This window comes from Mesorhizobium jarvisii, from assembly GCF_003601985.1.
GTDB classification, from domain to species: Bacteria; Pseudomonadota; Alphaproteobacteria; order Rhizobiales; family Rhizobiaceae; genus Mesorhizobium; species Mesorhizobium jarvisii.
Map to the genome: position 1 here is coordinate 630,290 of NZ_QZXA01000001.1, position 23,667 is coordinate 653,956.

Consider the following 23,667-nt stretch of genomic DNA (forward strand, 5'->3'; position numbering starts at 1 on the left):
TCAGGCCATATGTCCAATGATGTCATGCTCGGTGGCATCGGCTGCCGTCTCGATGCGATGCGTAATTTGTCCTTGCCTGAGCACCAGCAAGCGGTCCGACATACCGATCAGTTCGGGCATGTCTTCCGATGACAGGATCACGGCGAGGCCCTGCGCCGCCTTCTGCCTTACGATGCGATAGATTTCCGTGCGGGCGCCGATATCGACCCCTCGCGTAGGATTGTTGAGCAGGAGCAGACGCGGCTGAACAGCCAGGCATTTGCCGATCACCACCTTTTGCAAATTGCCTCCCGAGAGTGACCGACAGGACGAATCGACGCTTTGTGTCTTGATGCCGATCTGGACAATGAGGTCACCCGCGATGGCAGTGGCAGCGGCGCGATCGAAGAACGGCCCATGATGCGGCGGGCGGGCCATCACCAGATTGTCGAGGATACTGAAGTCGGCGATCAGGCCTTCATTGTGACGGTCACCCGGCAGATAGGCCACGCCCTGTCCCCAGGCAGAAGTCGGGCTTGACGGCGCATATAAACTACCCGCAAGCGTCATCGAGCCACCACGCAAGGGCAAGTCGCCGCAAATGGCTGCGAACAGCGCTTCGGCGCCAGCGCCTTTCAACCCGGCAAGGCCGAGGATTTCGCCGGCACGCACATTCAGGCTGACGCCGCCGAGTTCGCGCCCGACGGCGACCTCGCAGGCTTCGAAGACAACAGGCTTGCTTGGATCTCCCGGCGGCCGCGGCGGATAGATGCTTCTCGCGAGCTCGCGCCCCACCATGCGGCGATGAATTTCATTGGGCTCGATCTCGGTCGTCCGATATGTTCCGACATATTGCCCGTCTTTCAGGATCGTCAATTCATCCGCGACGGCAAGCACTTCGTCGAGATGATGAGAAACGAAGGCTACGGTCATCCCCTGCCCCTTGAGTTCGCTGATGACGCGAAGGACAGCCTGAACCTCTCGATGATCGAGATAGGCGGTGGATTCGTCGAGAAGGAGGATTTTCGGATTTGTAGACAGCGCTCGGGCGATCTCGATGCATTTCAGCTCGCCGAGATTGAGGCGGCCTGTGTCGGCAGAGACCGGTATTTGCGCGCCGATCCGTTCCAGGATCGCTCGCGCCGCGGCTTCCATACGCCTGCGATCGATAAAACCGAGAGGGCCGGCGAACTGCCGCAGGCGATCGATGAAGATGTTTTCGGCGACGGTCAGCGAACGGTTGATCGTGATTTCCTGGTATACAAGCGATACGCCAAGGGCGGCCGCACCGACAACGCTTGGTGGAGCGTAGCTTGCTTCATCCAACGTCATGACGCCGCTGTCAGGCGGTTCTGCGCCGGCAAGCATACGCAAGGTCGTCGATTTGCCGGCTCCGTTTTCGCCGACGATGGCGTGAACCATGCCGGGCCGAAGCACCACGGATACGCCATCAACGGCACGTGTCTGGCCGTAGCTTTTGCGCAGGTCGCTCGCAGCAAGTGTCATGAATCGACTACGCCCAAATGCCAGGCAGAGCCTGCCTGCAACCGTGGGATTGCAGGCAGGCCCAATCGGACGTTCAGTTGCTATACTGCATCTCGAAAACGGCCGGCTTGGCGTCCTTGTTGTAGAAGCGGGAGTGCTGCCGGAAATCATATGTCGGCACGCCGCCGGGGAAGTCCTTCTCGAACTGCGCAACGCGATCCTTGGTCAGCGGCAGCAGCTTCAGCTTGACATTGTCGGCGCCCGCGGGAACCGGAATACCCTTGATCTGATCGAAAAGGGCGACAAGGGCGAAGCCACCCTGAAGCCAATGACCGCCAATATCGAAAAGCAGGTCGCCGGACTTTACCGCATCGACATTCTCGGGGTTGAGATCCATTCCGACGACCATAACGTCCTTGCCGGGCGCTTTCCCATGGTTCTTGAGCGCAGCCATCACGCCGGTCGCGGTGCCGCCATTCGCGGCCCAGACGCCGGTGATGTCCGGGTTGCCCTGGAAGAGGGATTCAAATGCGGTCTGTGACGTATCACGGACGAAATTGCCATCGACTTCGCCGGCGACGCGCACATCGGGCGCTTCCTTGAGAGCGTCTTCCAGCCCCTTGCGGCGATCAATGGCGACCGAGGTGCCGGCGGTGCCGTTCACCACGCCGATCACTTTCTTGCCATCAGGCCCCGGCTTGATCGCGGCGAACAGCGCCTTGGCCATTTGGTATCCGGCGTCCTCATCGCTCGGCCCGATAAAGGCGATGTAATTGGGGAAACGCTCGGTTTGAGGCGAAAAATCCGGATAGCTGTCGGTGAGGATGACCGGTATCTCGGCTTCCTTGGCCAGGGTAAGCCCGCGAGCGGCAGTGGCCCAATAGGGCGTGAAAACAATGCCGTCGACCTTCTGGGCCACCAAGTCCTCAAGCGACTTGACCATCTGGTCAGGCTTGTTGTCGGCATTGAGGACGACGAGCTTCACACCAAGCTCATCCGCTCCCTTCTTCATGAAAGCGACATAGCTGTTCCAGAATTGCGCATCCAGGGTCGGCACGACAACGCCGACCGTGGGTTCATCGGCAGCGACAGCCGCCGTTGACAAGAAGGCCGCGGCAGCGGCGCCGACAAGGGCCGATTTAAGCTTCGACAAGAAAGACATGGTTCCTCCAACCCGGTTCGCAACAGAGCCCAAACGCTCTGAATCGCTGACATAATTCCCATTTTTTTGACAAGAACTGCGCACTTGTCAGCGCCAATTGACGATGATTGACGATCATCGCTTATCACATATGGTCAAAATCAGTCAAAATAATTCTAATAAGGCCAAAAGCGATAGGAATTCGCTCATCGCCATGACAAACCAGTGGGCTCGCCGAATGAATTCGTGATATTCGCGATGCTGGGCTCGCCATGATTCCGGCGAGCGCGTTGCTTCACTGTGCGGAGATACGGACGTGGCAAGGAATGTTCGAAAATCAACGGTGGAAGATACCGGGCCCTCGGCGTCCGCCGGGTCATGGGAAGACGATGGCGGGCGTGGACGGGTCGATCTGATACCGGCCAAGCGCCATGCTTTCATTCTCGAATGCCTTAAACGGGAAGGAACCGTCGGCGTTCAGGAACTCATCGATCTCATCGGCGCGTCACCCTCGACCATACGGCGCGACCTCGAGACGCTTGAACGGCAGGGGGCATTGGAGCGAACGCATGGCGGAGCGATGCTTCAACGCACGGAACTCGCCACCTTCGAGCCAGATCTCGCCACTGCCGCACACTTCGCCAGGGCTGAGAAGGAGGCCATAGGCGCGGCCATGATGTCGGAACTTCGCCCCGGGCAAAGTGTCATTTTCGACGCAAGCACGACTGTCCTGGAAGTCGCCCGCGCCATCGCCGCCGCGCCCATCGCGCTTACGGCCGTCACCAACAGTCTCGCGATCGCGCAGATACTCGCAACCGTGCCGGGCGTACGCCTCGTCATGCTTGGAGGCACCTGCAAGCCGGGTTCTCTAACTCTGGTTGGCCAGCCTGGCGAGAATTTCCTGCGCACCATCCACGCCGATGTGGCAATTCTGGGCACTCATGCCATCACCGGGGACATGCTCACGGAGACCTCGCTTGAGGTCGCGGCGATGAAGCAGGCGATGATCGCCGCGGCGCGCCGGGTGGTCGTGCTTGCCGACAATTCCAAATTCACCACTCCCAATTTCTGCACCATCTGCCGCTTGGCCGACATCCACCAGATCATTACCGATGACGGCATCGATCAGGCCAACCTCACCAATCTTCGGACGCTCGATGTGAACGTCCGCGTCGTGCGCGTCAGCCGTTCGGGTTCTTCAGTTGAGCGTTCTTGAGACTGTGGATATCCGGATCATCGCGGACGACCTGACCGGCGCCCTGGACAGCGCGGTTTGCTTCGCCTCGCCAGGCCACGGTGTCGGCGTGAGCTGGCGACTGGATCGTGCGCTCTCGGGCCGTTTGGCTGTCGATATCGCCACACGTGAGGGTGCCGAGACAACGGCCGTCGCGAGACATTCGAGGTTCGCGTCGTGGCTTGCCGCCGGACAGCTGAGCTTCAAGAAGATCGACAGCCTTTTGCGCGGTCACGTCATCGCCGAAATAGAAGCCTGCATCGTCGAGGGCGGGTACCAGCGCGTTGTTCTGGCACCCGCGTTCCCCTTTCAGGGTCGCGTTACACGTCTTGGGCGTCAATGGCGGCTCGACCGGCCCGAAATGGTAGGTCCCGACATCGTCGCCGGCCTGGGTCAGCGCTTTTCGTCTGGCCGGTCGGTACCGGGCGCGCGGCCAGCTCATTTCATCACACTCTACGACGCCGAAACGGACAAGGACCTGGACGAAATCGTTGCAACGGCGAGCGCGCCGCGGACACTCTGGGTTGGTACGGGCGGCCTGGCTGCCGCGCTGGCACGGCACGTGGGCACGCCACACATGCCTGTTCCGGCATTACCCGTCCCGTTCCTGGGCCTTGTCGGCACAAATCACGAAGTCACGATGGCGCAGGTGGCCTGCTTTTCCGCCAGCCATGCGGACGCGCATATCGTCGTGGAACGCGACATCGACAAAGCGAAAAGGGATTTGGCCAAACGCATAAAGAGAGGCGCGCCATCGGTTGTCACCGTCGCCGCATCGGGTGATCGCCAAATGGTGGCGGATCATATCAGCAAGGTGTTTGCCTCGCTTCTCGACGGCTTGCCAATGCCTGGAACGCTGCTCGTCACCGGCGGTGAAACATTGCGATCGGTGTGCTCCAGCCTGGGCGTCGTCGAACTCACGGTCGAGAGCGAGATCGAGCCGGGGCTTCCGATCTCCAGAATAGAAGCCGGCGTTTTCAAGGGGCTGGCCACAATCTCAAAATCTGGCGCATTCGGCGACAGCGCCCTCTTCTGCAGGCTCGCGACTCCAGCCCATCGCTGATCAAGACCGTCGCCGATCAAAGGCATAGGGGGCAGATCATTCGCGCCGGTCAAATGACGTCAAACTACGGTTCAGCAGCCCGGGGATATGGGATCGCCCCTCGGAGCGGTTGAAAAACATGCGAATTTCCACCGCGCGGTTGATTACGAATGACCGCAAAAGAAAACTATTGCGCATTGATGGTTATAAGGATTAGAAGATGATCACAATTGACCGATTAGAGGCGTTCATGTCTGGTCCACGACTCGGCATCACAATGGGTGATCCTGCGGGCATCGGCCCCGAGATCATCGCAAAGGCATGCGCACGGCTGAAACCGCGCCTTGCCGACGGATCGTTGTCCCTTCTCATAATCGGCAGCGTCACCGCGATGCGTGCGATGGAGTCGATTTCCGGGCGCATCGAGGAGGAACAGCCGTCGGCTTCGGCCACCGGGGTTTTTCCGCCGGTAGCCATTCTCGAAGCCGGCCCCGAACGGACACCTATCGAGACAGGCGTCTTGTCGGCGGAAGGCGGGCGCCTCGCCTATCTGGCGATCGAAAAGGCCGTTCGCCTGGCGCAGGCCGGTTCAATTGCTGGTATCGTTACGGCTCCCCTCAACAAGGAAGCGCTCAATTTGGCCGGCTATCATTATGCCGGCCACACCGACATGCTGGCAGAACTGACAGGCGCCCGCGATTCCGTGATGATGCTTGCCCATGGCGATTTTCGGGTCAGCCATGTCTCGACCCATGTAGCGCTTGCCCAGGTTCCGTCGAAACTGACCGAACCTCGGTTGCGGCGGGTAATCCAGTTGACGGTCGAGGCATTGCGCGGCCTCGGCATTGCCCATCCCCGCATTGCGATCGCCGCGCTGAACCCGCACGCCGGCGAAGGCGGCATTTTCGGTCGTGAGGATATCGACATCACGACCCCGGTCGTCGCCTCCTACAAATCCACCGATTTTACGGTATTCGGACCCGTTCCCGGCGATACGGTTTTCGTCAAGCTGCGTGCCCGCCAGTATGACGCCGTGGTCGCGATGTATCACGATCAGGGCCATGTGCCGGTGAAGCTGCTCGGCTTCAACGTCGATCCCGCGACCGGTGAGTGGAAAGCGCTCTCCGGCGTCAATGTCACGCTCGGCCTTCCGATCATCCGCACCTCCGTCGACCACGGCACGGCCTTCGATATCGCCGGCAGGGGCATCGCCAATGAGGACAGTCTGGTCGAAGCGATCGAGTTCGCGGTCCAGATGGCTGCGGCGAAATCCACCCCTTAGGCGCCGGCACGCCTGCAACGCACGCAGAAGCGGATTGAACCATGGCAGTAGAAGACAAGAAATCCTATCTCATGTTGATCGACGGGAAGTTTGTCACCGGCGAAGCCGGTATGCGCCCGGTGATCAATCCGGCCAATGGCAAGGCCTTTGTCGACGTGCCCGAGGCAAGCCCGGATCAGGCTCGCCAGGCCATAGTAGCCGCCCGCAAGGCGCAGAAGGCCTGGGGGCTCAAATCACCTCTTGCCCGTGCGGCGATCATGAAGCGGATCGCGGTCCTGATCCGGCAGAACGCCCGGCATCTGGCCGAGGTGGTGGTCAGGGAACAAGGCAAACCGATCAATGAAGCAATCGGTGAAGTCGGCGGCGCGGCCGAGTTCTTCGACTACCACGCCGAGTTTGCCCGTCGCATTCAAGGTGAGATCCTGCCGTCGGACTACGCGGGAGAACAGGTCTGGATACAGCGTGTGCCGGTAGGCGTCGTCGCCGCCATTATTCCATGGAATTACCCGAGCGCTCTGGTCAGCCGCAAGGTGGCGCCGGCCATGATCGCCGGCGACACCATCGTCATCAAGCCGCATGAAGACACGCCCCTTTCGGCGCTCGAAATGGCCCGCATCTTTGTCGAAGCGGGCGTGCCGGCCGGCGTGGTGAACGTCATAACGGGACGAGGTGAAACAATCGGCGAAGTGCTCTGCACCGAACCCGGCGTCGACCTCATCACCATGACCGGAAGCGTACCGACCGGCAAGCGCATCATGGCGAATGCGTCGCGCAATCTGACGCCTGTTTCGCTGGAGCTTGGCGGCAAGGCGCCATTCATCGTCCTGGCTGATGCCGATCTCGAGCTGGCGGTTCGTTCCGCGGCCACGTCGCGCTACATGAATTGTGGACAGGTCTGCATATGCAACGAACGCACGCTCGTTCACCGTTCGATTTACGATCAGTTCGTCACACGCTTCGTGGAATTCTCCAAGTCGCTCGTCGTCGGCGATCCGATGCAGGCAAATACGGATATCGGCCCGAAAGTCAGCCGTGACGAGCTGGAAAAGGTCGAGGCGGTCCTTGCGGAAGCCGTCGCGGGCGGCGCGAGGCTTGCTCTCGCAGGCGGGCGCCCGACCAAGGCGCCTATCGATGGTGGCTACTGGCTCAATCCGACCGTGCTGACCGACGTCACGCCTGACATGCCGATAATGACGCGCGAAATCTTCGGGCCGGTCGTGCCGATCATGCCATTCGACACTTTCGAGGAGGCGGTCAGCATCACCAATGCCAGCAACTATGGCCTGTCGGCCTATCTTTTCACCAATGATCTGGGCCGCGTCATGAACGCAGTGAACGAGGTTTCGTTCGGTGAGATCTACGTGAACCGGATTGGACCGGAAATGCTGCAGGGTTTCCATGTCGGCTTCCGCGAAAGCGGCCTGGGCGGTGACGACGGCGTGCATGGGCTCGAGAGCTACATGCGCAAGAAGACGGTCTACGTGAATTACTCGGGTGCCGCCACGGCGGCGTTGATGCCTTACGGGCGCTGAACAGCGCCCGACCAGTACGACCAGCCAGGTCGCCACCGGCCGTTGCGGCCGTTTCATCTGATCGGGAGGAATGAAATGCACTATCGTGGATTTATGGCGGCCGCCTTGGCCTTGACGCTATCGGGATTGGCCGCATCGTCGGCGCTCGCCGATGACACCATTCCACCGGAAGCAAAAGCCCTGCTCGAGCCGCTGCCCTTGTCGCCGAGGGGCCAACCCGTCCCGGGCTTCCCGGACGGTCCGCCGGCGGTATCACCTGATGTGCTGAAATTCTCCGATCAGGACCTTGCCAAGCTCAAGGCGGGAAAATTTACCGCTGGCCTGGTGATGCACACCATGGATGCCGGCTGGCCTCAGTTGCAAGTCGCCGGAATCAGCAACACGCTCAAGGACCTGGGCATCGAAGTTGTCGGAACCACCGACGCCAAATTCCAGCCCGGGCAGCAGATCAGCGATCTGGAGCAGATGATCGCCCGCAAGCCGGACGTGATCTTCTCGATCCCGATCGATCCGAAGTCTGAGTCCGAAGCCTACAAGAAGGCGGCGGCGGCAGGCATCAAGTTGGTTTTCATGGACAACGTCCCGGTCGATATGGCGCCGGGCAAGGACTATGTGACCGTCGTCGCCTCCGACAACGAGAAGAACGCCTATTTCGCCGCGCAGGAACTTGTCGGGGCGATTGGCGGCAAGGGTGAGGTCGGCATCATCACGCTGGTTTATGATTATTACTACTCGGTCGCGGCCCGCAAGGTCGGTGCCTTGAAGGCGTTCGGTGAACATCCCGACATCAAGGTCGCCGATGTCGGCACCTTCACGGCGCCGGAGAAGGCTTACGAGGTCGCCACCGCAATGTTGACGGCGCATCCCGACATGAAGGGAATTTTCGTTGCCTGGGACACGCCCGCCCAACAGGTCGTGGCCGCGGCAAAGACGCTCGGCCGCGATATCGTCGTCACCACCAATGACATTGCAGCGGACAGCGCGCTGAACGTTGCACGTGGCGAATTTCTGGCCGTAGGCGCGCAGCGTCCCTACGACCAGGGCGTCGCCGAGGCCAAGGCAGCCGCGCTTGCATTGCTTGGACATGACGTCCCGCCATACATTTCGGTGCCGACATTGCGTGTCAAGAAGCTCGACCTTCTCAGTGCCCTCAAGGAGGTCACCAAGGAAGATGCTCCCGCCTCGGTGGTAAAAATCTGCAACGGCGAATGCTTCTAGCCACTTTTCGTCGGCGGGTCCCAGCTGCCCGCCGACGCTCACCAAGCGATCGAGAAAATCGTCATGGCCGAAGCCAAAACCTCAACGTCCCGGAACGCGATCGTAGCGATGCAGCGCATCAGCAAGTCGTTTGGCGCGAACCGTGTTTTGTCCAATGTTTCGTTCGAGGTCATGGCCGGTGAAACGCACGCGCTGCTCGGCGAGAATGGTGCGGGCAAATCGACGCTCATGAAGATCCTCATGGGAGCCTATCGAACGGACGAAGGCCGCATTCTGTTCGCCGGAGAGGACGTCACCGCCTTGTCGCTTCGCGAGAGGATCGACCGCGGCATCGCAATGATCTTCCAGGAACTGAGTGTCTTGCCGAACCGCTCGGTTGCCGAAAACCTGTTCATCCTTCGCGAGCCGCTCGCCTTCGGCCTGCGCGTCGACGCCAGAAAAATGGTTCGCGATGCCCAGGCTCTGATCGAGCGGTACGCCTTCTCGCTCGATGCGTCCGCGCGTGTGGGCGATCTGGCCTTCGCCCAACGGCAGATGGTCGAGATCCTCAAGGCGATCTCGCGCGGCGCCAAGCTGCTCGTAATGGATGAGCCGACTTCGTCTCTGACCATCCACGAGGAAGAAACACTTTTCCGCACCATCGGCCAGCTAAAGCAGAACGGGATCGGTATCGTTTACATCAGCCATCGCATGGCCGATGTGCTGCGGCTTTCGGATCGCATCTCGATCATCAAGGATGGGCGACTGGTTGGCCCGCTTGACCCGGACAGCACATCCATCGAGCAGATCGCTGCGATGATGTCGCGGCCAAAGGGCGAAGCGTCGTTGCCCACCGTGGCGGCGCCTGCGAAACGCCCGCCGGCAATGCCGGTCGGGACGCCGGCTCTTGAGGTCCGCGATCTGGCCACGTCGCGCAAGCTGTCAGCCGTATCGTTCTCGATCGATCCAGGCGAGATCGTCGGCCTTGCCGGGCTCGTCGGCAGCGGCCGCTCGACCTTGGGCAAGGCCTTATTCGGCATCCTCCCGGATGTATCCGGCCACATCACTGTCGCGGGAGAACCCGTTCGGCCGGGCAGCGTCAACGGGGCCATCGCTGCTGGTATCGCGCTTGTTCCCGAAGACCGTCGGCTCGAAGGGCTTGTCGGCGGGCGCTCGATCGAGGAGAACCTCTCCCTTCCCCGCCTTTCCGATTTCTCGCTGGCGGGTCCCTTTGGGCCGATGGCGAAGGCCCGGATAACCGCACTATTCCGACAATACCGCGACGACCTCAACATCCTGTGCCGCGGCCCCTTGCAGAAAGCCCAGGAGCTTTCGGGCGGCAATCAGCAGAAGATTGTCTTCGCAAAATGGCTGGCAATGAAGCCGAAGCTGTTGGTCCTCGACGAGCCAACCTCCGGGGTCGACGTCAATGCCAAGCGCGATATGCGCGAGCTTGTGCGCCGCACGGCCGGCGAAGGCGTCGCCGTGCTGCTCATTTCTTCGGAACTCGAGGAACTTCTGGATCTGTCCGATCGCATTCTGGTCATGGCGCAGGGGCTGATAACCCGCAGCATCGGCAGCGCGCACGACGAGGCTGGGCTGCGCGCGTTGCTGCAGGCCGAGGCCGCCAGACAAAGCAGCGCACGCGCCCAGGGAGTTGCAGCATGAAACCGTCCTCGATGCCGATGCGCTCAGCTGCGATGGATTTTTTCCGCGATCACATCACCTATGTGATCTTTCTGGCGATCACCCTCTATTTCGTCTTGTTCGCCCCCCACTTCGCGTCGGTCTCGACCGCAAGCGCGGTTCTGCGCATCACTGCCATCGTCTCCGTGATGGCGATCGGCATGACGTTCGTCATCATCTGCGGTGAAATCGACCTGTCGGTCGGGTCGGTTGCCAGCTTCTCAGGCATGATCGGAGCCTTGCTGCTCGATCAAAGTGTCCCGACCTATGTCGCCGCGCTTCTGGTGTTGGGCACCGGGGCCGCGATCGGAGCAGTGTCGGGCTTGCTGGTTACAAAACTGCGCATTCCATCGTTTCTCGTGACCCTTGGCATGTTGTCCATTTTTTCCGGGCTGGCGCTGACCATCACCGGCACCCGGCCAGTGTCGATCGTCGATGATGATTTTTCGAATCTGTTCTGGAACGGCAGTTTTCTGGCCGTTCAGGCACCGATCTGGTGGACGATGGTCCTTACGGCCGCCGGCTACTACCTGCTGCATCAGATGCCCTACGGCCGGCGTGTTTATGCAACCGGTGGAAATGCCGTCGCCGCGCGTTTTTCCGGCGTGCGCACGGACGGCGTCAAGATCTTCGCTTTTGTGTTGTGCGGCATGACCGCATCCCTTGCGGGCCTGATGCTCGCGGCCCGCTCCACGGCTGGCAATCCCAGCCTGGGAGCGGGTCTCGAACTGGACGTGATCGCGGCCGTGATCATAGGCGGGACAAGTCTCTTTGGCGGCTATGGATCAATCGTCGGCTCCGTCGTCGGCGCAATCTTCATAGGCATTCTCGGGTTCGGTCTTCTCGTGCTCGGTCTTTCGACCAGCATCCAGGAGGTCATCAAGGGAGCCATCATCATCATTGCCGTCTCGTTGAACCGGCGTTGAGGAGCGGATCCAATGATCGGACCACATGCACGCATTCCAGAATTCGGCCTCCGCGGCGGTAGCCGCGGCGCAGGAAAGTTCAGTTTCAGTTTGAAAACCAGCGTCGCTGGAGAAACAGGGAGGAAAGTGAAATGACCAGACGTATGACGCTTCTGATGTTGGGTGCTCTGGCTGCATCCACCGCAATGTTCACCAGTGCTTCGGCGCAAGACACCTACAAGCCCGGCTGCTATGCTCCTGCGCCAAACAGTGCCTCGGTGATCTCCTATCCGAAGAAGGCCGGACCCTACAAAATTGCCTTGGTCAACGGATATGTCGGCAACGATTGGCGTGCCAATTCCATTCAGACCGCCAAGGCCTGGGGCGCCCGTCCCGAAATCAAATCCAAGCTGTCCGAGCTGAAGATCGTTTCGGTTGGCAACGATTCCACCGCGCAGATCTCGGCGATCGACAACTTCATCGCCGCCGGCTACGACGCCGTGATCATCAATGCCGTCAATCCCACCGCCTTCGACGCAGTGGTCAGGCGCGCCAAGCAAGCCGGTGTGGTGCTGGTGACCTATGACAATGTGCTCGACTCCGACCAGGTCGTGCAGATCAACGAAGATCAGGTCGAGCTTGGCCGGATCAAGGCGCAGGCCGTGGTTGATGGCATCAAGGCCAAGAAGGGCAATGTTTCGGGTCAGGTTCTCGAAATCGACGGCGTACCGGGCAACAGTGTCGACCGTGACAACCAAGCGGGATTCAGCGAGGTCTTCTCCAAATATCCCGAGCTAAAGGTGGTCAAGGTCGAGGGCGACTGGGATGTGGGCACGGCCTCGAAAGTGACATCCGACGCCATTGCGACCAACGGCAATTTTGATGGCATTGTTGTTCAAGAGGGCTCGGTTGGCGCACTCGAGGCGATGGCCGCCGCGAAGCACCCGGTTGTCCCGGTCGGGTTCGATGCCGGCAACGGCACGCGCATGCTGGTCAACAAGGGTAAGTATCCTGGCATCACGGCTGCCCAGGCGCCGGCGCTGGCCGCTATGGCACTGGAGGCCTCGGTCGTGTTGCTGGAGGGCAATGCGCTGCCGCAGAAGGTGTTCCTGCCAATCCCCCAGAAGAACAATGCGGATCTGGCGGAAGGCAAGGATTTTTTCCCCGATCTGCCAAAGACCTTCTACACGGCCACCGGCTTTCCGCAGTGTTTCCCTGTGTTCACGCCCGATGAGCTGAAAGGCCAGACGGCCGAAAACGCCAATTGAGCCATGGCCCGAACCTGGCTGGCGTTTAGGCCGGCCAGGTCGGCAGCAACGGAGCAAGCATGGCCGATCGCTATGTTGAACTGAAATCGGTGTCAAAATCCTATGGCGGCGTTCCAGCGCTGACCGCAGTGGATTTCCGCTGCGAGCCGGGACGCGTGCACGCCATTCTCGGCGAGAATGGCGCAGGCAAATCGACTTTGATGAAGTTGTTGGCAGGTGTCATCCAGCCGGACGCGGGAACGATCTCCATCGGCGGGCAGACGGTGCGCTTCTCCTCCCCGCGGGAGGCGGCCGAACAGGGCACTGTCTGCATGTTCCAAGAGCTGTCGCTGATGCCGCATCTTTCGGTTGGCGACAATATCGTGCTTGCGGCCCCGCGCACCCGGATGGGGATGATAGAGCGCAGCGTTTATCGTGAAGCGCGCGAGGCCCTGGATCTTGTCGGGGCCAAGTCGATCCCGCTTGGCGCTCGCGTTTCGGGCCTGTCCCTGTCGGAACGACAGCTTGTGGAAATCGCCAAGGCCGTGTTCCGCAAACCTAAGCTTCTTATCCTTGACGAGGCGACGTCAGCGTTGACCAGCGAGCTCGTCGAAACGGTGTTCGGTGTCCTCAGAATGCTGAAGGAGCAAGGTGTCGCGATCCTCTTTATTTCGCATCGCATGCACGAGGTCGACGCCATCGCCGACCGCATATCCGTCTTCCGCAATGGCAGACATATCGAGACCTTCGACGTTGGCGCACGCACGACCGACGAGATCGTCGGCCTCATGATCGGGCGCTCGCTGGAAGAGCTCTTTCCACCACGCCGCGCGCCTGTGCCTGACACGGCGCCGGTCGTTCTGAATGTGTCGAACGTGAGCTGGGCAAGCCAGCTTGTCGATGTATCCCTGGCTGCGCGCGCGGGCGAAATTGTCGGGCTCGGCGGTTTGGACGCACAGGGCCAGCAGCAGATCATGCATGCCGTCTTCGGTGTACTGCGCGGCGTGACGGGCCGCATCACGCTCAATGGCAAGCGATTGAATGGTCTCAAGCCGCCGAGGGTGAAACAATCCGATATCGGTCTGGCGCTCGTGCCTGAGGATCGCAAGACCGAGGGGCTGATCCCCAGCATGTCTGTTGCGCAAAACATGCGCTTGGCGGTTCTTGGGCGGGCCCCCTTCGGCCTGCTTGACCTGGACGGCAGCAGCGAGGCCCGGCTGCAGGAACTGATCGAACGCCTGGCCCTGACCTACGGTTCGCTGGACGATCCCATCGCGACGCTGTCGGGCGGCAACCAGCAGAAGGTGGTGCTGGCCAAATGGCTTGTGCTGTCGCCCAAATGTCTGCTGCTGATGGACCCTACCCGCGGCATTGACCTGCCGACCAAGGCGCAGATCTACAGGCTGCTCACGGACTTGGCGGCCGAAGGAATGGCCGTGATCTTGCAATCAACCGACTATGAAGAACTCATCCACTTGTGCGATCGGGTGTACGTCTTCTACCGGGGCAGTGTGGCCAAGGAACTGACGGGGGATCACCTGACCGCCGATGCGCTCATAGCCGCCTCGATGAACGTGCACCTTCACGCCGGAGCCCAAGCATGATGACCTGGCTTCGCCAAAATGCCAGGGAAACGATCGCCGCGCTCGCGCTGGTGATACTGTTCGCTGGCTATATCGCCATTCATCCGCGCGGCTTTTCGACCTATGTGGTTACCATCTGGTCGAACCAGGGAACGCTGCTTGGGCTCGCCGCGATCGCCCAGTTCTTTGTCGTTTTGGTCAAGGGCATAGACCTGTCGGTAGGATCAATCATCGCGCTGACCAACGTGATGGGATCCTTCCTCCTCAACGGATCTCCCACGTCGATTGCCCTTGGTATGGCGGTGGTACTCACCGTCGGGGTGGCCTGCGGACTGGTCAACGGCATCGCGGTCGTCTACGGAGGGGTGCAGCCGATCGTCACGACCCTGGCGACGGGTGGCATATTCGGCGGCATCGCCCTGCTTCTGAGGCCAACGCCTGGAGGCAGCATTGATGAGACAATGTCGGACGCGCTCACCTATGCAGTGGCGGGCATCCCGGTCTCGGCGGTCATTCTTGTCATCGTTCTCGTCATATTGCTGATGCTTCTGCGCCGCACGGCCGTCGGCCTCGGCCTTTATGCTATCGGGTCGTCCGAACAGTCGGCCTATATGACCGGCCTTCGCGTGAACCGGCTTAAGCTCGTCGCCTATGGCAGCAGCGGCTTTGTCGCGGCTCTCGCCGGCACCTATGTCAGTATGGTTACGCTGACTGGCGATCCCAATATTGCGCCGTCCTACACGCTGAACTCGATCGCCGCCGTCGTGTTGGGCGGTGTTGCGCTAAGCGGTGGTGTTGGCAGCCCCCTCGGCGCGGTGATCGGCGCTTTGATCCTGAAGACCATCTCGTCGCTGATGTTCTTCTCCGGCCTGCCACCATTGGCGCAACCGTTCTTCGAGGGATTGATCCTCGCAACTGCAATTGCACTCGGCGCGCTCGGCGTTTTCCAGGTGCGCAGCCGGCTTGAGTTGTACCGCTGATGACTGATGCAACCGAGCGAACCGTCACCTCCCGCTGGCTCAACCGTGACCGCGTATCGGTGCTGCTGATCGGGCTGGGCTGCGTCGCTCTGCTGTTGGGCGGCTCCCTCTTGTATCCCGGCTTCCTGAAACCTGGCTACATCCTACAACAGCTTCAGATCGCCGCCTTTCTTGGCATCATCGCCACCGGTGCCATGCTGGTGATCCTGCTCGGCGAGATCGACCTTTCGGTACCGTGGACCATTACCGGCACGGCGATCGTCGTCATCTCGGCCTCCGGCAGCTCCAATCCCCTGGTCGCCAGCCTGGCAATTCCCCTGGGCCTATGCCTTGGCATTGCAGTCGGGCTCTTGAACGCCATCGGTGTTGCTGTCTTTCGCGTGCCTGCGATGGTCTGGACGCTGGCCGTCAACGCCATGCTGCTTGGCGCTGCGGTTTTCTACACGGGCAACAGCCGTCCCAACGGTGAGGTCCCCTGGCTGGCGACGCAGGCGGCGACCGGCCGGACCTTCGGCATCCCCAATGCTTTTCTCGTTTGGCTGGTGGTCGCCGCGATCACCGTCTGGGTTCTCAAACGGACCGTTTATGGAAACTATCTCTACGCACTGGGCAATTCGCGACGTGCCGTGTTTCTTGCCGGGGCTCGGGTTCGTCTGGTGATGGTGGCGACTTTCGTCCTTGCCGGGGTGTTTTCCAGTTTCGGCGCCATCCTCCTGCTGGGCTACACCAATCAGGCCTATCAGGGCATGGGGGACCCCTATCTCATGCCGGTAATCTCGGCCGTGGTGATTGGGGGGACCTCGATTCAGGGCGGCCGAGGGAACTATATCGGCACATTCGCCGGCGCGATCTTCATCACGCTTCTGTCGTCGATCCTGTCGGTTATGCAAATGCCCCCTGCAGCGCGCGAGATGATCTTCGGCGCGATCATCCTGGTCATGCTGCTGGTCCACGGTCTCACCAACAAGAAGGAAGGCGTCTGAAAGCCAATGGCGGTCAGCGATGCGCAGCATTCTCGCGACATTGAAATGTTCCATCAGGCCGAGTGCAAGCCCAAACGGCCGGTCGGCTGGCAAGGCAAACCCTAGCAAGCAAGGCCTGTCAAAATGACATACTACGAGGTTCTTGATGATCGCTTCCAGGATTTCATTATCTCTCTGTGCAGGCTCGAAAAACTCCATACTGGAATGCGCTGGGCCGAAGGGCCAGTGTACTTCGCCGACGGCCGCTTTCTGCTCTTCAGCGACATTCCCAACAACAGGATGCTGAAGTGGGATGAAGTGACGGAGACTGTTTCCGTTTTCCGCCATCCTTCGAATTTCTCCAACGGCAATACGCGCGACCGGCAAGGACGCCTGGTCAGCTGCGAACATGGGCAGCGGCGCGTCACGCGCACCGAGTACGACGGCAGCATCACGATCCTGGCCGATCGGCTCGAGGGCAAACGTCTCAATTCTCCCAACGATGTCGTGGTCAAATCCGACGATACTGTCTGGTTCACCGATCCGCCCTACGGCATCCTGAGCAACTATGAGGGCTACAAAGCACCCAGTGAGATCGGGGCCTGCAACGTCTACTGCCTTGATCCCAAGTCAGGTGCGCTGACGGTGGCAGCTGGCGACTTCGACAAGCCGAACGGCCTCGCCTTCTCCCCGGACGAGGGACGTCTCTACATCGCCGACAGCGGCCGTTCCCACGGCCGGGATAAACCGCACCATATCCGTTGCTTTGACGTGGGCGAAGACGGTCGCCTTTCGAATGGTTACATCTTTGCCGAGATCGATCCCGGCATCCCTGATGGTTTTCGGATCGATGTCGACGGCAACCTATGGGTGTCAGCTGGCGACGGCGTGCACTGCTTTGCGTCGGACGGCACGCTTCTTGGCAAGATTCTTGTCCCTGAGACTGTCGCCAATGTCTGCTTTGGCGGACCCCATCGAAATCGCCTGTTCATCGCCGCCAGCAGCTCGCTCTATGCCGTCTATCTCAACACAACAGGATTACAGTTCTGCTGAGCAAGGAAGATTCCATCCGCGCGGCGCCTGATCTCGTCAAGCAGCATGACCATCGGGCCCATCGCCACCTAAGGGATGGTGGACGTGTCATTACGATCGGCAGAAATGTCGCGATCCGTGCCGGTTCCGCTGGCGTCAGCGCCTACCAGATGAGCAAGGGTGCGGTCGCGGCTCTGGTTAAGGGCGTCGCGCATGATCTCGCGTCGCGCCGCGTTACGGTCAACAACATCCAGCCCGGCGCGATCGGGACGGACATGATCCACGGGGCGGCTGCAGGTGGCACCATCCTCAAGCGCACCGGCACGCCCGAAGAAGTCGCCGGGCTCATCTCATACCTCGCCCGCGATGAAGCGGCCTTTGTAACCGGCACCGGCATCACGATGGACGGCAGTTACGTCCTTTGAACACTCGGGGCCGTGCTGGCGCGGTAGTTCCGAAACGCGTCAGCAGGGCTTCGATCAGATTACAAGAGCGCTGCATGGTCACTGTCACGCTAATCTTGCCGAGTGTGCCCAGCACGACGTAAATTTCGCGTTCTTCAGGTCCGTCACCTTCTTCTCACGTGTTGAGACGGAATTCTGATCCCTCTGGCCACGCAGGCTGAGCGACGTTTTTCGCGTTGGCTTGGCTGGTTTGCCGGTTGAAGAAAATGCCCGGCGAGCAGCATCTGGCCCACGTGTCCTACCAGCGCGGGTGCGGCCAGGATTGTCCCGCGTATGTGGTTAGGCCTGGTGAATCGCTCCGGGCTGTTGCCGCTGGGTTACAGCCTACAACGGGAGGCGGTAGTAGGAGTATCCAGCGCTAGGTTCCTGGCTCTCTCTGGCGGGGGCATCTGGGAAACGGCGTAGTACGAGGAAATTGCCCGTCGACTTCGGTCGGCGGGCTTTTCATGTTCGATCAGTAGTGAAAATGAGCCGGAGCGTCTTCGTAGCATCAGGGTGATATGGCCAGAAAACTGACGCTTGTGTCTCGTATCACACCGGGTAGTCTCGGCGACACGTAGGCCAGACCGGCGAGGATCAGTGGTAGTAGATGCCGCCGTCGACGTTGAGCGACTGGCCGGTGACGAAGGCCGACAGATCCGAGGCGAAGAACAGCACCGGCCCGACGACATCTTCCGGTGCGCCGAGGCGCTTCAGCGCCGCGACATCTTCCCAATGGCGGATCGCCGCCTCGCTGCCGAGGTTGTTCTTGCCCATCTCGGTCAGGATGATGCCGGGGCAGATGGCATTGACGGTGACTCCGTCCATGCCGACTTCCTGCGCCAGCACGCGGGTGAGCGTGATCACCACCGATTTGGTCGCCGCGTAATGACCTTGCGTCGGCACACCCTGGCGGCCGGCGATCGATGCGATGTTGATCACCCTGCCCGATCTCCTGGCGCGCATATGCGGCAGCACGGCCTGGCACATCATCAGCACGCCCTTGGCATTGATGTCGAAATGCGCGTCCCAGCTGGTCTCGTCGAGGTCCTGGAGCAGGCTGGGCTTCAGGATGCCGGCATTGTTGACCAGCACGTCGATGCGGCCTGCCGCCGCAAGCAGCGCTTGCGCCATCGCCTCGATCTCGCGCTTCTTGCTGACATCCATCGTATAGACATAGGCCTTGCGGCCGGCGGCCTCGACCTCGGCCTTGGTCACGGCAAGCTCAGCCGCCTGCGACGGCAGGTCGGTGACGGCGACGTCGAAGCCCGCTTCAGCCAGCCCTTTCGCGAGAGCCCTGCCGATGCCCCGGCTGGCGCCGGTGACGAGAGCCGTCTTGCCCTTGGCTTCAGGAAGAATGGTCATGCTGCTTGCACCTTTGATGTCTTGACCGGCAGCGAGTTCATCGCCGAGACCGTGTCGTCGAATGAAACGAGTTTGCCGTCGGAGCCGAGGCCCATGGCCACCTTGGCGGCGACGGCGGTTGCGAAGCGCGCCGACTGTCTGAGGTCCCAGCCCTTGATGATGCCGACGATGATCCCAGCGGTGAAGGAGTCACCGCAGCCCGTGGTGTCGAAAACCTCGACGTCGAAGGCCGGCAGGTGGAAATCCTCACCATGCTGCGGCGAGACATGCACGCCGTCAGCGCCGAGCGTGATGATGCAGTTCTTCACGCCCCTTGCCTTGAAGAAGGCGGCAACGCGGGCCGGGTCGCGGTCATGCGCCATCTCGCCGGCCTCGTCGATGCTGGGCACGAAATAGTCGATGTAAGGCAGGCACGGCTCGACCAGCTTCCACGTCTCCGGCGTCGCCTGGATGAGATCGAAAGTGGTGATGCGGCCGAGTTCCTTGGCCCGCTTCAGAAGCTTGACCGTCGGCTCGCCATCAAAGCGCTTCAGCAGGCCTGTACCGCCGACATGGACGATGGTGGCGTCAAGCGCGGCATCGAGATCGGCATCGGCGACCTCGAACAAGGTCGCGGTGCCCGGCACATGCAAGGCGGGTCGCTCGCCGTTCGGCCGCACCGGCAGTATGGTGGAAGAGGTCTGAACGCGGCCGTCGCGCCGGACAAGGCTCGTCTCCAACCCGTACTTCCCGAGCTTGGCGAGGAACCAGTCGCCCATGTCGTCGGTGCCAAGCGTCGTGACGGCGCGTGTCTTCATCCCGAGGATGGCGCAGTCCATGCCGGTGGCCCCGGCGGTGCCGGCGACCGTCATGCGGATCTCTTCGATGAAGTCGGCACGCCCACCTTCGGGGATGCGCGACACCGGCCGGCCGAGAATGTCGAGGACGTAGAAGCCGATCGAGCTGACGTCGAATTGTGGCATGGGAGACGACCCTTTCGAACTCAATGCGAGGCGCGGCGCAGGCCGAAGCTTGCGGCCAGCACCAGGAAGACGAGCACGCCGATGCCGACCTGCTGCCAGTAAAAATTCCAGCCGACCAGCAGCAGCCCGTTCTTGACGATGGCAAGCAGCAGCACGCCGAGCAGCGTGCCGATCACCGAGGGCTTGCGCTCGCGGCTGAGCGTCGTGCCGATGAAGGTGGCGCCGATGGCGTCGAGCAGGAAGGCGTTGCCGGACAGCGGCACGTAGGACTTCACCGTCGCCGACAGCAGGATGCCGGTCACGCCGGCAAGCAGCGCGCACAGCACATGAACCATGGAAAGCTCGCGCGGCACACGAATGCCGGAATACCAGGCCACACCGGGCTGCGCGCCCATCGCCTGCACATAGCGGCCGAAGACCGAACGGTGTAGGAGAACATGGACCGCAACGGCCACGACGACAAGCACGATCACCGGCGTCGGCACGCCGAACAAATCGGTGCGGGCAATGGCGTTGAACTGGTCAGCGGCATAGCCGCTTGTGAGATAGATCGGCTGGCCGCCGCTTGTGGCAAGCTGCTGCGTGCTCTGACCGATGAACAGCACGCCGAGCGTTGCAAGGAACGGGCTGATGTTCAGCCTGGTGATGAGGATGGCGTTGAGGATGCCGACGATCAGCGCCGCGCCCAATCCGCCGCCGACGCCGACCACGCCGCCATAGCCGGTGGCAAGCAGCATCACGAAGACCATGCTGGCCATGTCTACGGAGACGCCGACGGAGAGATCGATGCCACCCGACGAGATGACGATGGTCAGCCCCAGCGCCACGATCGCCAGCATGACGACATTGTTGACCAGCACGTTGAAGAGGTTCGCCGGCGTCAAGAAGGTCGGGCTCGCCACGGCGAAGAAGATGACGATCGCCGCGAAGGCAATAAGCACGCTGTATTTGGCGAGGAAGGCGCGCAGGTTCATCTTGGAGCTGTCATTGGCCGAGACGCTCATCGTGAACCCTCCGAACCGCGGGCAAAGGATGTGATGGCGACCACCAGCAGGATCAGCGCACCCTGCACGCCATTGACCCAGTAACTGGAGACGTTGAGCAGCTGGAAGCCATTGGCGAGCAAGCCGATGAACAGCACGCTGAGCAGCGTGCCGCCCATGGTCGGCACGAAGCGGCGGGAAAAGACGGTGCCCAACAGTGCCGCCGCCAGCACCGACAGAAGCAGTTCGCCGGAACCGGGCGTGCTGGCTGACAGGCGCGAGACGGTGAGCACACTTGCCACCGCCGCGCAGAAGCCGCTCAGCACGTAGGTGAAGGAGACATAGAAGGGCACGCTGAGACCGGCCGCGCGCGCTGCTTCGGGATGGCCGCCGACCGCGTAGAGCCGCAGCCCAAACGCCGTGCCATGGATGATGGCGATGATGATCGCCGAGAACACGATCAACGCCCAGGCGAGTGCTGAGATGCCGAGGAAGCTGCCTGAGACCAGAAAGCCGAGCAGCGGGGAGGATGCGCCGACAACCGTGTTCTGGGTGAGCGTAAGTTCCATGCCGGCCGCGACGTTGAGCACGGCAAGCGTCGCCAGCAGCGGCAGGATGCCAAGACCGACAACGGCAAGGGCGTTCAGCGCGCCAACCGCCATGCCGACGGCGATGGCCGCGAGCACGGACAGGAAGTCGCCATAGCCCATCGACAACAGCGTCGCGTAGACAGCCGCGCATAGCCCCATATTGGCGGCGATCGACAGGTCTATGCCGCCTTCGGTGACATCGGAGCCGCCGCCAATGATGACGGACGTCATGCCATAGGCGAGCACGCCCAGGATCGCCGACTGCTCGACGACGTTGATGAGGTTGAAGGTCGAGGTGAAGCCCGGCGCGAAGACGACGAAATAGGCCATGATCGCGGCGAAGGCGGCAATCGCGCCGAGCCGCACGACGAGGGTGGCGAAGCGCCGGCCGGCACTTTTGCCGGTGGTGCGGGTTTCATCGGACGCGCCGGCCTCAGTGTGGAGAGTTGTCGCGCTCATGCCGCCATTCCATCAGCGTTCGAGCGGGCGCCTGAAGAGGCCGCGAGCAACGAGTCGCTGTTCATCGACGGGCCGGAGAAGGTGCCGGCAAGCCGGCCGCGATAAACAACCAGCACCCTGTCGCAGACGCCGACCAGTTCGAGCAGGTCGGACGACAGAAGCAGGATCGCCGCGCCCTCGCCCGACAGCCGGTTCAACAGATTGTAGATCTCGACCTTGGCGCCGACATCGACGGCCACCGTCGGCTCGTCCAGAACATAGACACGCGACTGGCAGCTCAGCCACTTGGCGATCGCCACCTTTTGCTGGTTGCCGCCGGAGAGTTCGCGCACCAGCGCGTCGCGATGCGGCGTCTTGATCGACAATTCCTTGATCAGTCCGTCGACCGCCTGGTTCTCGCTGTTGAGGATGACCAGCCCGCTCTTCGAATAGCGGCGCAGGCTGGCCAGCGAAATATTCTCGCGTACCGACAGGCCAAGCGCCACGCCATGCGCGCGGCGATCCTCCGGCAGCATGGCGATGCCGTCGCGTACCGCCTTGACCGGCGTCGACAGCGCGAGTTGCTTGCCCTCGACCGTGATCGAGCCGCCGTCGGCGGTCTTGAGGCCGAACAGGCATTGTACGATCTCCTTGGCACCGGATCCGAGCAGGCCGGTGAGGCCGACGATCTCGCCGGCGCGAACATTGAAGCCGATGTTTTCGAAACCGCCGCCGAGGCGCAGATTGGCGACTTCGAGCACCGGCGCGCCCAACGTGACAGAACGCTTGGGAAACATCTCGCCGACATCGCGGGCGATCATCATCGAGATGATCGCATCGATCGATGTCTCGCGCGGGTCGACTGTGCCTACATCGGTGCCGTTGCGCATCACCGTGACACGGTCGCAGAGCTTTTCGATCTCCTGCATGTAGTGGGAAATGAAGACCACGGCGATACCGTCGTCGCGCAGCCGGCGCAGCACGTCGAACAGGCTGTCGACCTCGCGCTTGACCAAGGCCGCCGTCGGCTCGTCGAGCACCAGCACCGAGGCTTTTTGCGCCAGCGCCCGGGTGATCTGCACGACTTTCTGCTGTGCCGTGGTCAGGTCCTTGACCAGGGTTCCCGCCGGCAATTCCATGCCGAAGAACCGCTTCAACAGATCGGCCGCCTTGCGCTCCATGGCGCGGCGGCTGACGAACGGCCCGAAGCCGATTTCGTGGCCGAGGAACACCGCCTCGCCGACCGTCGCGGTCGGCACCAGCAGCCTGTCCTGATGGATGAAATGCACGCCGAGCTTTTCGACCGATGCCGGCGACAGCGAGGTCACGGTCTCGCCATTGATGACGATGGTGCCGCTGTCCGGCTTGATGATGCCGGCCAGCACCTTGATGATCGTCGACTTGCCGGCGCCGTTCTGGCCGACAAGGCCGAGGATCGAGCCGCGCGCAATCTGAAGGTTCGCGTTCTCCAGCGCACGCACCGGGCCGAACCGCTTCGATATGTCCGTCATCGATACAGCAATTTCACGCTTTGCTGTCTGCATGGCCGTCAATCCTGGTTGATGATGGCGGGCAGCCACAAAGGCTTGGCTGCCCGCC

At 61.5% G+C, this 23,667-nt stretch carries 20 protein-coding genes; 13 read left to right on the plus strand and 7 right to left on the minus strand.

Going from position 1 to position 23,667, the window contains the following annotated elements; all coding sequences use genetic code 11:
- Both D3242_RS03070 and D3242_RS03075 read right to left on the minus strand, forming a co-directional pair.
- Entirely contained in the window at positions 1-1,635 is a 1,635-nt protein-coding gene (locus D3242_RS03070) for a sugar ABC transporter ATP-binding protein (RefSeq protein WP_081296042.1), read from the minus strand.
- Entirely contained in the window at positions 1,559-2,626 is a 1,068-nt protein-coding gene (locus D3242_RS03075; RefSeq protein WP_064983464.1) for an ABC transporter substrate-binding protein, read from the minus strand. The genes D3242_RS03070 and D3242_RS03075 overlap by 77 nt, the downstream gene beginning before the upstream one ends.
- A 322-nt stretch (positions 2,627-2,948) precedes the next feature.
- On the opposite strand from D3242_RS03075, the gene D3242_RS03080 reads away from it, so the two are divergent.
- The 13 genes from D3242_RS03080 (at position 2,949) to D3242_RS33855 (ending at position 17,712) form a co-directional block, all read left to right on the plus strand.
- Entirely contained in the window at positions 2,949-3,821 is an 873-nt protein-coding gene (locus tag D3242_RS03080) for a DeoR/GlpR family DNA-binding transcription regulator (protein ID WP_019856597.1), read from the plus strand.
- Positions 3,808-4,902 (plus strand): four-carbon acid sugar kinase family protein, encoded by a 1,095-nt coding sequence (locus tag D3242_RS03085; protein WP_064983466.1) that lies wholly within the window; start codon positions 3,808-3,810, stop codon positions 4,900-4,902. Before D3242_RS03080 ends, D3242_RS03085 begins: the two co-directional genes overlap by 14 nt.
- 229 nt (positions 4,903-5,131) lie before the next feature.
- Positions 5,132-6,163: a 4-hydroxythreonine-4-phosphate dehydrogenase PdxA gene (gene pdxA / locus D3242_RS03090; RefSeq protein WP_196774185.1), complete on the plus strand. Its 1,032-nt coding sequence runs from the start codon at positions 5,132-5,134 to the stop codon at positions 6,161-6,163.
- A 41-nt stretch (positions 6,164-6,204) separates the two neighbouring features.
- The gene (aldA, locus tag D3242_RS03095; protein WP_064983469.1) at positions 6,205-7,695 is read left to right on the plus strand and encodes an aldehyde dehydrogenase; all 1,491 of its coding nucleotides are present in this window, start codon (positions 6,205-6,207) and stop codon (positions 7,693-7,695) included.
- Between the two features lie 75 nt (positions 7,696-7,770).
- Complete coding sequence (locus D3242_RS03100; protein WP_081296043.1) at positions 7,771-8,913, plus strand: substrate-binding domain-containing protein; 1,143 nt, start codon at positions 7,771-7,773, stop codon at positions 8,911-8,913.
- Between the two features lie 63 nt (positions 8,914-8,976).
- The gene (locus tag D3242_RS03105; RefSeq protein ID WP_064983471.1) at positions 8,977-10,560 is read left to right on the plus strand and encodes a sugar ABC transporter ATP-binding protein; all 1,584 of its coding nucleotides are present in this window, start codon (positions 8,977-8,979) and stop codon (positions 10,558-10,560) included.
- Entirely contained in the window at positions 10,557-11,504 is a 948-nt protein-coding gene (locus tag D3242_RS03110) for an ABC transporter permease (protein WP_064983472.1), read from the plus strand. The genes D3242_RS03105 and D3242_RS03110 overlap by 4 nt, the downstream gene beginning before the upstream one ends.
- A 131-nt stretch (positions 11,505-11,635) precedes the next feature.
- Positions 11,636-12,751, plus strand: coding sequence for a sugar ABC transporter substrate-binding protein (locus tag D3242_RS03115; protein WP_064983474.1), 1,116 nt, complete (start codon positions 11,636-11,638; stop codon positions 12,749-12,751).
- A 59-nt stretch (positions 12,752-12,810) separates the two neighbouring features.
- Entirely contained in the window at positions 12,811-14,334 is a 1,524-nt protein-coding gene (locus D3242_RS03120) for a sugar ABC transporter ATP-binding protein (protein ID WP_064983476.1), read from the plus strand.
- Positions 14,331-15,293, plus strand: a complete 963-nt coding sequence (locus D3242_RS03125) for an ABC transporter permease (protein ID WP_064983477.1) — start codon at positions 14,331-14,333, stop codon at positions 15,291-15,293. The genes D3242_RS03120 and D3242_RS03125 overlap by 4 nt, the downstream gene beginning before the upstream one ends.
- Entirely contained in the window at positions 15,293-16,276 is a 984-nt protein-coding gene (locus D3242_RS03130; RefSeq protein WP_038644977.1) for an ABC transporter permease, read from the plus strand. Before D3242_RS03125 ends, D3242_RS03130 begins: the two co-directional genes overlap by 1 nt.
- Before the next feature lie 123 nt (positions 16,277-16,399).
- On the plus strand, positions 16,400-17,308 hold the full coding sequence (locus D3242_RS03135; protein ID WP_019856586.1) for an SMP-30/gluconolactonase/LRE family protein: 909 nt from the start codon (positions 16,400-16,402) through the stop codon (positions 17,306-17,308).
- Between the two features lie 14 nt (positions 17,309-17,322).
- Positions 17,323-17,712 (plus strand): SDR family oxidoreductase, encoded by a 390-nt coding sequence (locus tag D3242_RS33855; RefSeq protein WP_223217944.1) that lies wholly within the window; start codon positions 17,323-17,325, stop codon positions 17,710-17,712.
- Between the two features lie 615 nt (positions 17,713-18,327).
- On the opposite strand, the gene D3242_RS03145 is transcribed toward D3242_RS33855, so the two are convergent.
- The 5 genes from D3242_RS03145 to D3242_RS03165 are packed head-to-tail and all read right to left on the minus strand — an operon-like array spanning position 18,328 to position 23,612.
- Positions 18,328-19,095: an SDR family NAD(P)-dependent oxidoreductase gene (locus D3242_RS03145; protein ID WP_064983481.1), complete on the minus strand. Its 768-nt coding sequence runs from the start codon at positions 19,093-19,095 to the stop codon at positions 18,328-18,330.
- Positions 19,092-20,057: a carbohydrate kinase family protein gene (locus D3242_RS03150; protein WP_019856583.1), complete on the minus strand. Its 966-nt coding sequence runs from the start codon at positions 20,055-20,057 to the stop codon at positions 19,092-19,094. The genes D3242_RS03145 and D3242_RS03150 overlap by 4 nt, the downstream gene beginning before the upstream one ends.
- Before the next feature lie 20 nt (positions 20,058-20,077).
- Positions 20,078-21,061, minus strand: coding sequence for an ABC transporter permease (locus tag D3242_RS03155; protein ID WP_064983483.1), 984 nt, complete (start codon positions 21,059-21,061; stop codon positions 20,078-20,080).
- Positions 21,058-22,089 (minus strand): ABC transporter permease, encoded by a 1,032-nt coding sequence (locus tag D3242_RS03160; protein ID WP_019856581.1) that lies wholly within the window; start codon positions 22,087-22,089, stop codon positions 21,058-21,060. Before D3242_RS03160 ends, D3242_RS03155 begins: the two co-directional genes overlap by 4 nt.
- Positions 22,086-23,612: a sugar ABC transporter ATP-binding protein gene (locus D3242_RS03165; protein WP_167470410.1), complete on the minus strand. Its 1,527-nt coding sequence runs from the start codon at positions 23,610-23,612 to the stop codon at positions 22,086-22,088. Before D3242_RS03165 ends, D3242_RS03160 begins: the two co-directional genes overlap by 4 nt.
- Positions 23,613-23,667 lie beyond the last annotated feature (55 nt).

Coding starts and splice junctions, on each gene's coding strand:
- D3242_RS03070 (WP_081296042.1), bottom strand. CDS start 1,635: ATGATTTCCGGCAGCACTCCCGCTTCTACAACAAGGACGCCAAGCCGG.
- D3242_RS03115 (WP_064983474.1), top strand. CDS start 11,636: ATGACCAGACGTATGACGCTTCTGATGTTGGGTGCTCTGGCTGCATCC.
- D3242_RS03075 (WP_064983464.1), bottom strand. CDS start 2,626: ATGTCTTTCTTGTCGAAGCTTAAATCGGCCCTTGTCGGCGCCGCTGCC.
- D3242_RS03145 (WP_064983481.1), bottom strand. CDS start 19,095: ATGACCATTCTTCCTGAAGCCAAGGGCAAGACGGCTCTCGTCACCGGC.
- D3242_RS03110 (WP_064983472.1), top strand. CDS start 10,557: ATGAAACCGTCCTCGATGCCGATGCGCTCAGCTGCGATGGATTTTTTC.
- D3242_RS03125 (WP_064983477.1), top strand. CDS start 14,331: ATGATGACCTGGCTTCGCCAAAATGCCAGGGAAACGATCGCCGCGCTC.
- D3242_RS03135 (WP_019856586.1), top strand. CDS start 16,400: ATGACATACTACGAGGTTCTTGATGATCGCTTCCAGGATTTCATTATC.
- D3242_RS03120 (WP_064983476.1), top strand. CDS start 12,811: ATGGCCGATCGCTATGTTGAACTGAAATCGGTGTCAAAATCCTATGGC.
- D3242_RS03130 (WP_038644977.1), top strand. CDS start 15,293: ATGACTGATGCAACCGAGCGAACCGTCACCTCCCGCTGGCTCAACCGT.
- D3242_RS03105 (WP_064983471.1), top strand. CDS start 8,977: ATGGCCGAAGCCAAAACCTCAACGTCCCGGAACGCGATCGTAGCGATG.
- D3242_RS03100 (WP_081296043.1), top strand. CDS start 7,771: ATGCACTATCGTGGATTTATGGCGGCCGCCTTGGCCTTGACGCTATCG.
- aldA (WP_064983469.1), top strand. CDS start 6,205: ATGGCAGTAGAAGACAAGAAATCCTATCTCATGTTGATCGACGGGAAG.
- D3242_RS03155 (WP_064983483.1), bottom strand. CDS start 21,061: ATGAGCGTCTCGGCCAATGACAGCTCCAAGATGAACCTGCGCGCCTTC.
- D3242_RS03150 (WP_019856583.1), bottom strand. CDS start 20,057: ATGCCACAATTCGACGTCAGCTCGATCGGCTTCTACGTCCTCGACATT.
- D3242_RS03165 (WP_167470410.1), bottom strand. CDS start 23,612: ATGCAGACAGCAAAGCGTGAAATTGCTGTATCGATGACGGACATATCG.
- D3242_RS03160 (WP_019856581.1), bottom strand. CDS start 22,089: ATGAGCGCGACAACTCTCCACACTGAGGCCGGCGCGTCCGATGAAACC.
- pdxA (WP_196774185.1), top strand. CDS start 5,132: ATGTCTGGTCCACGACTCGGCATCACAATGGGTGATCCTGCGGGCATC.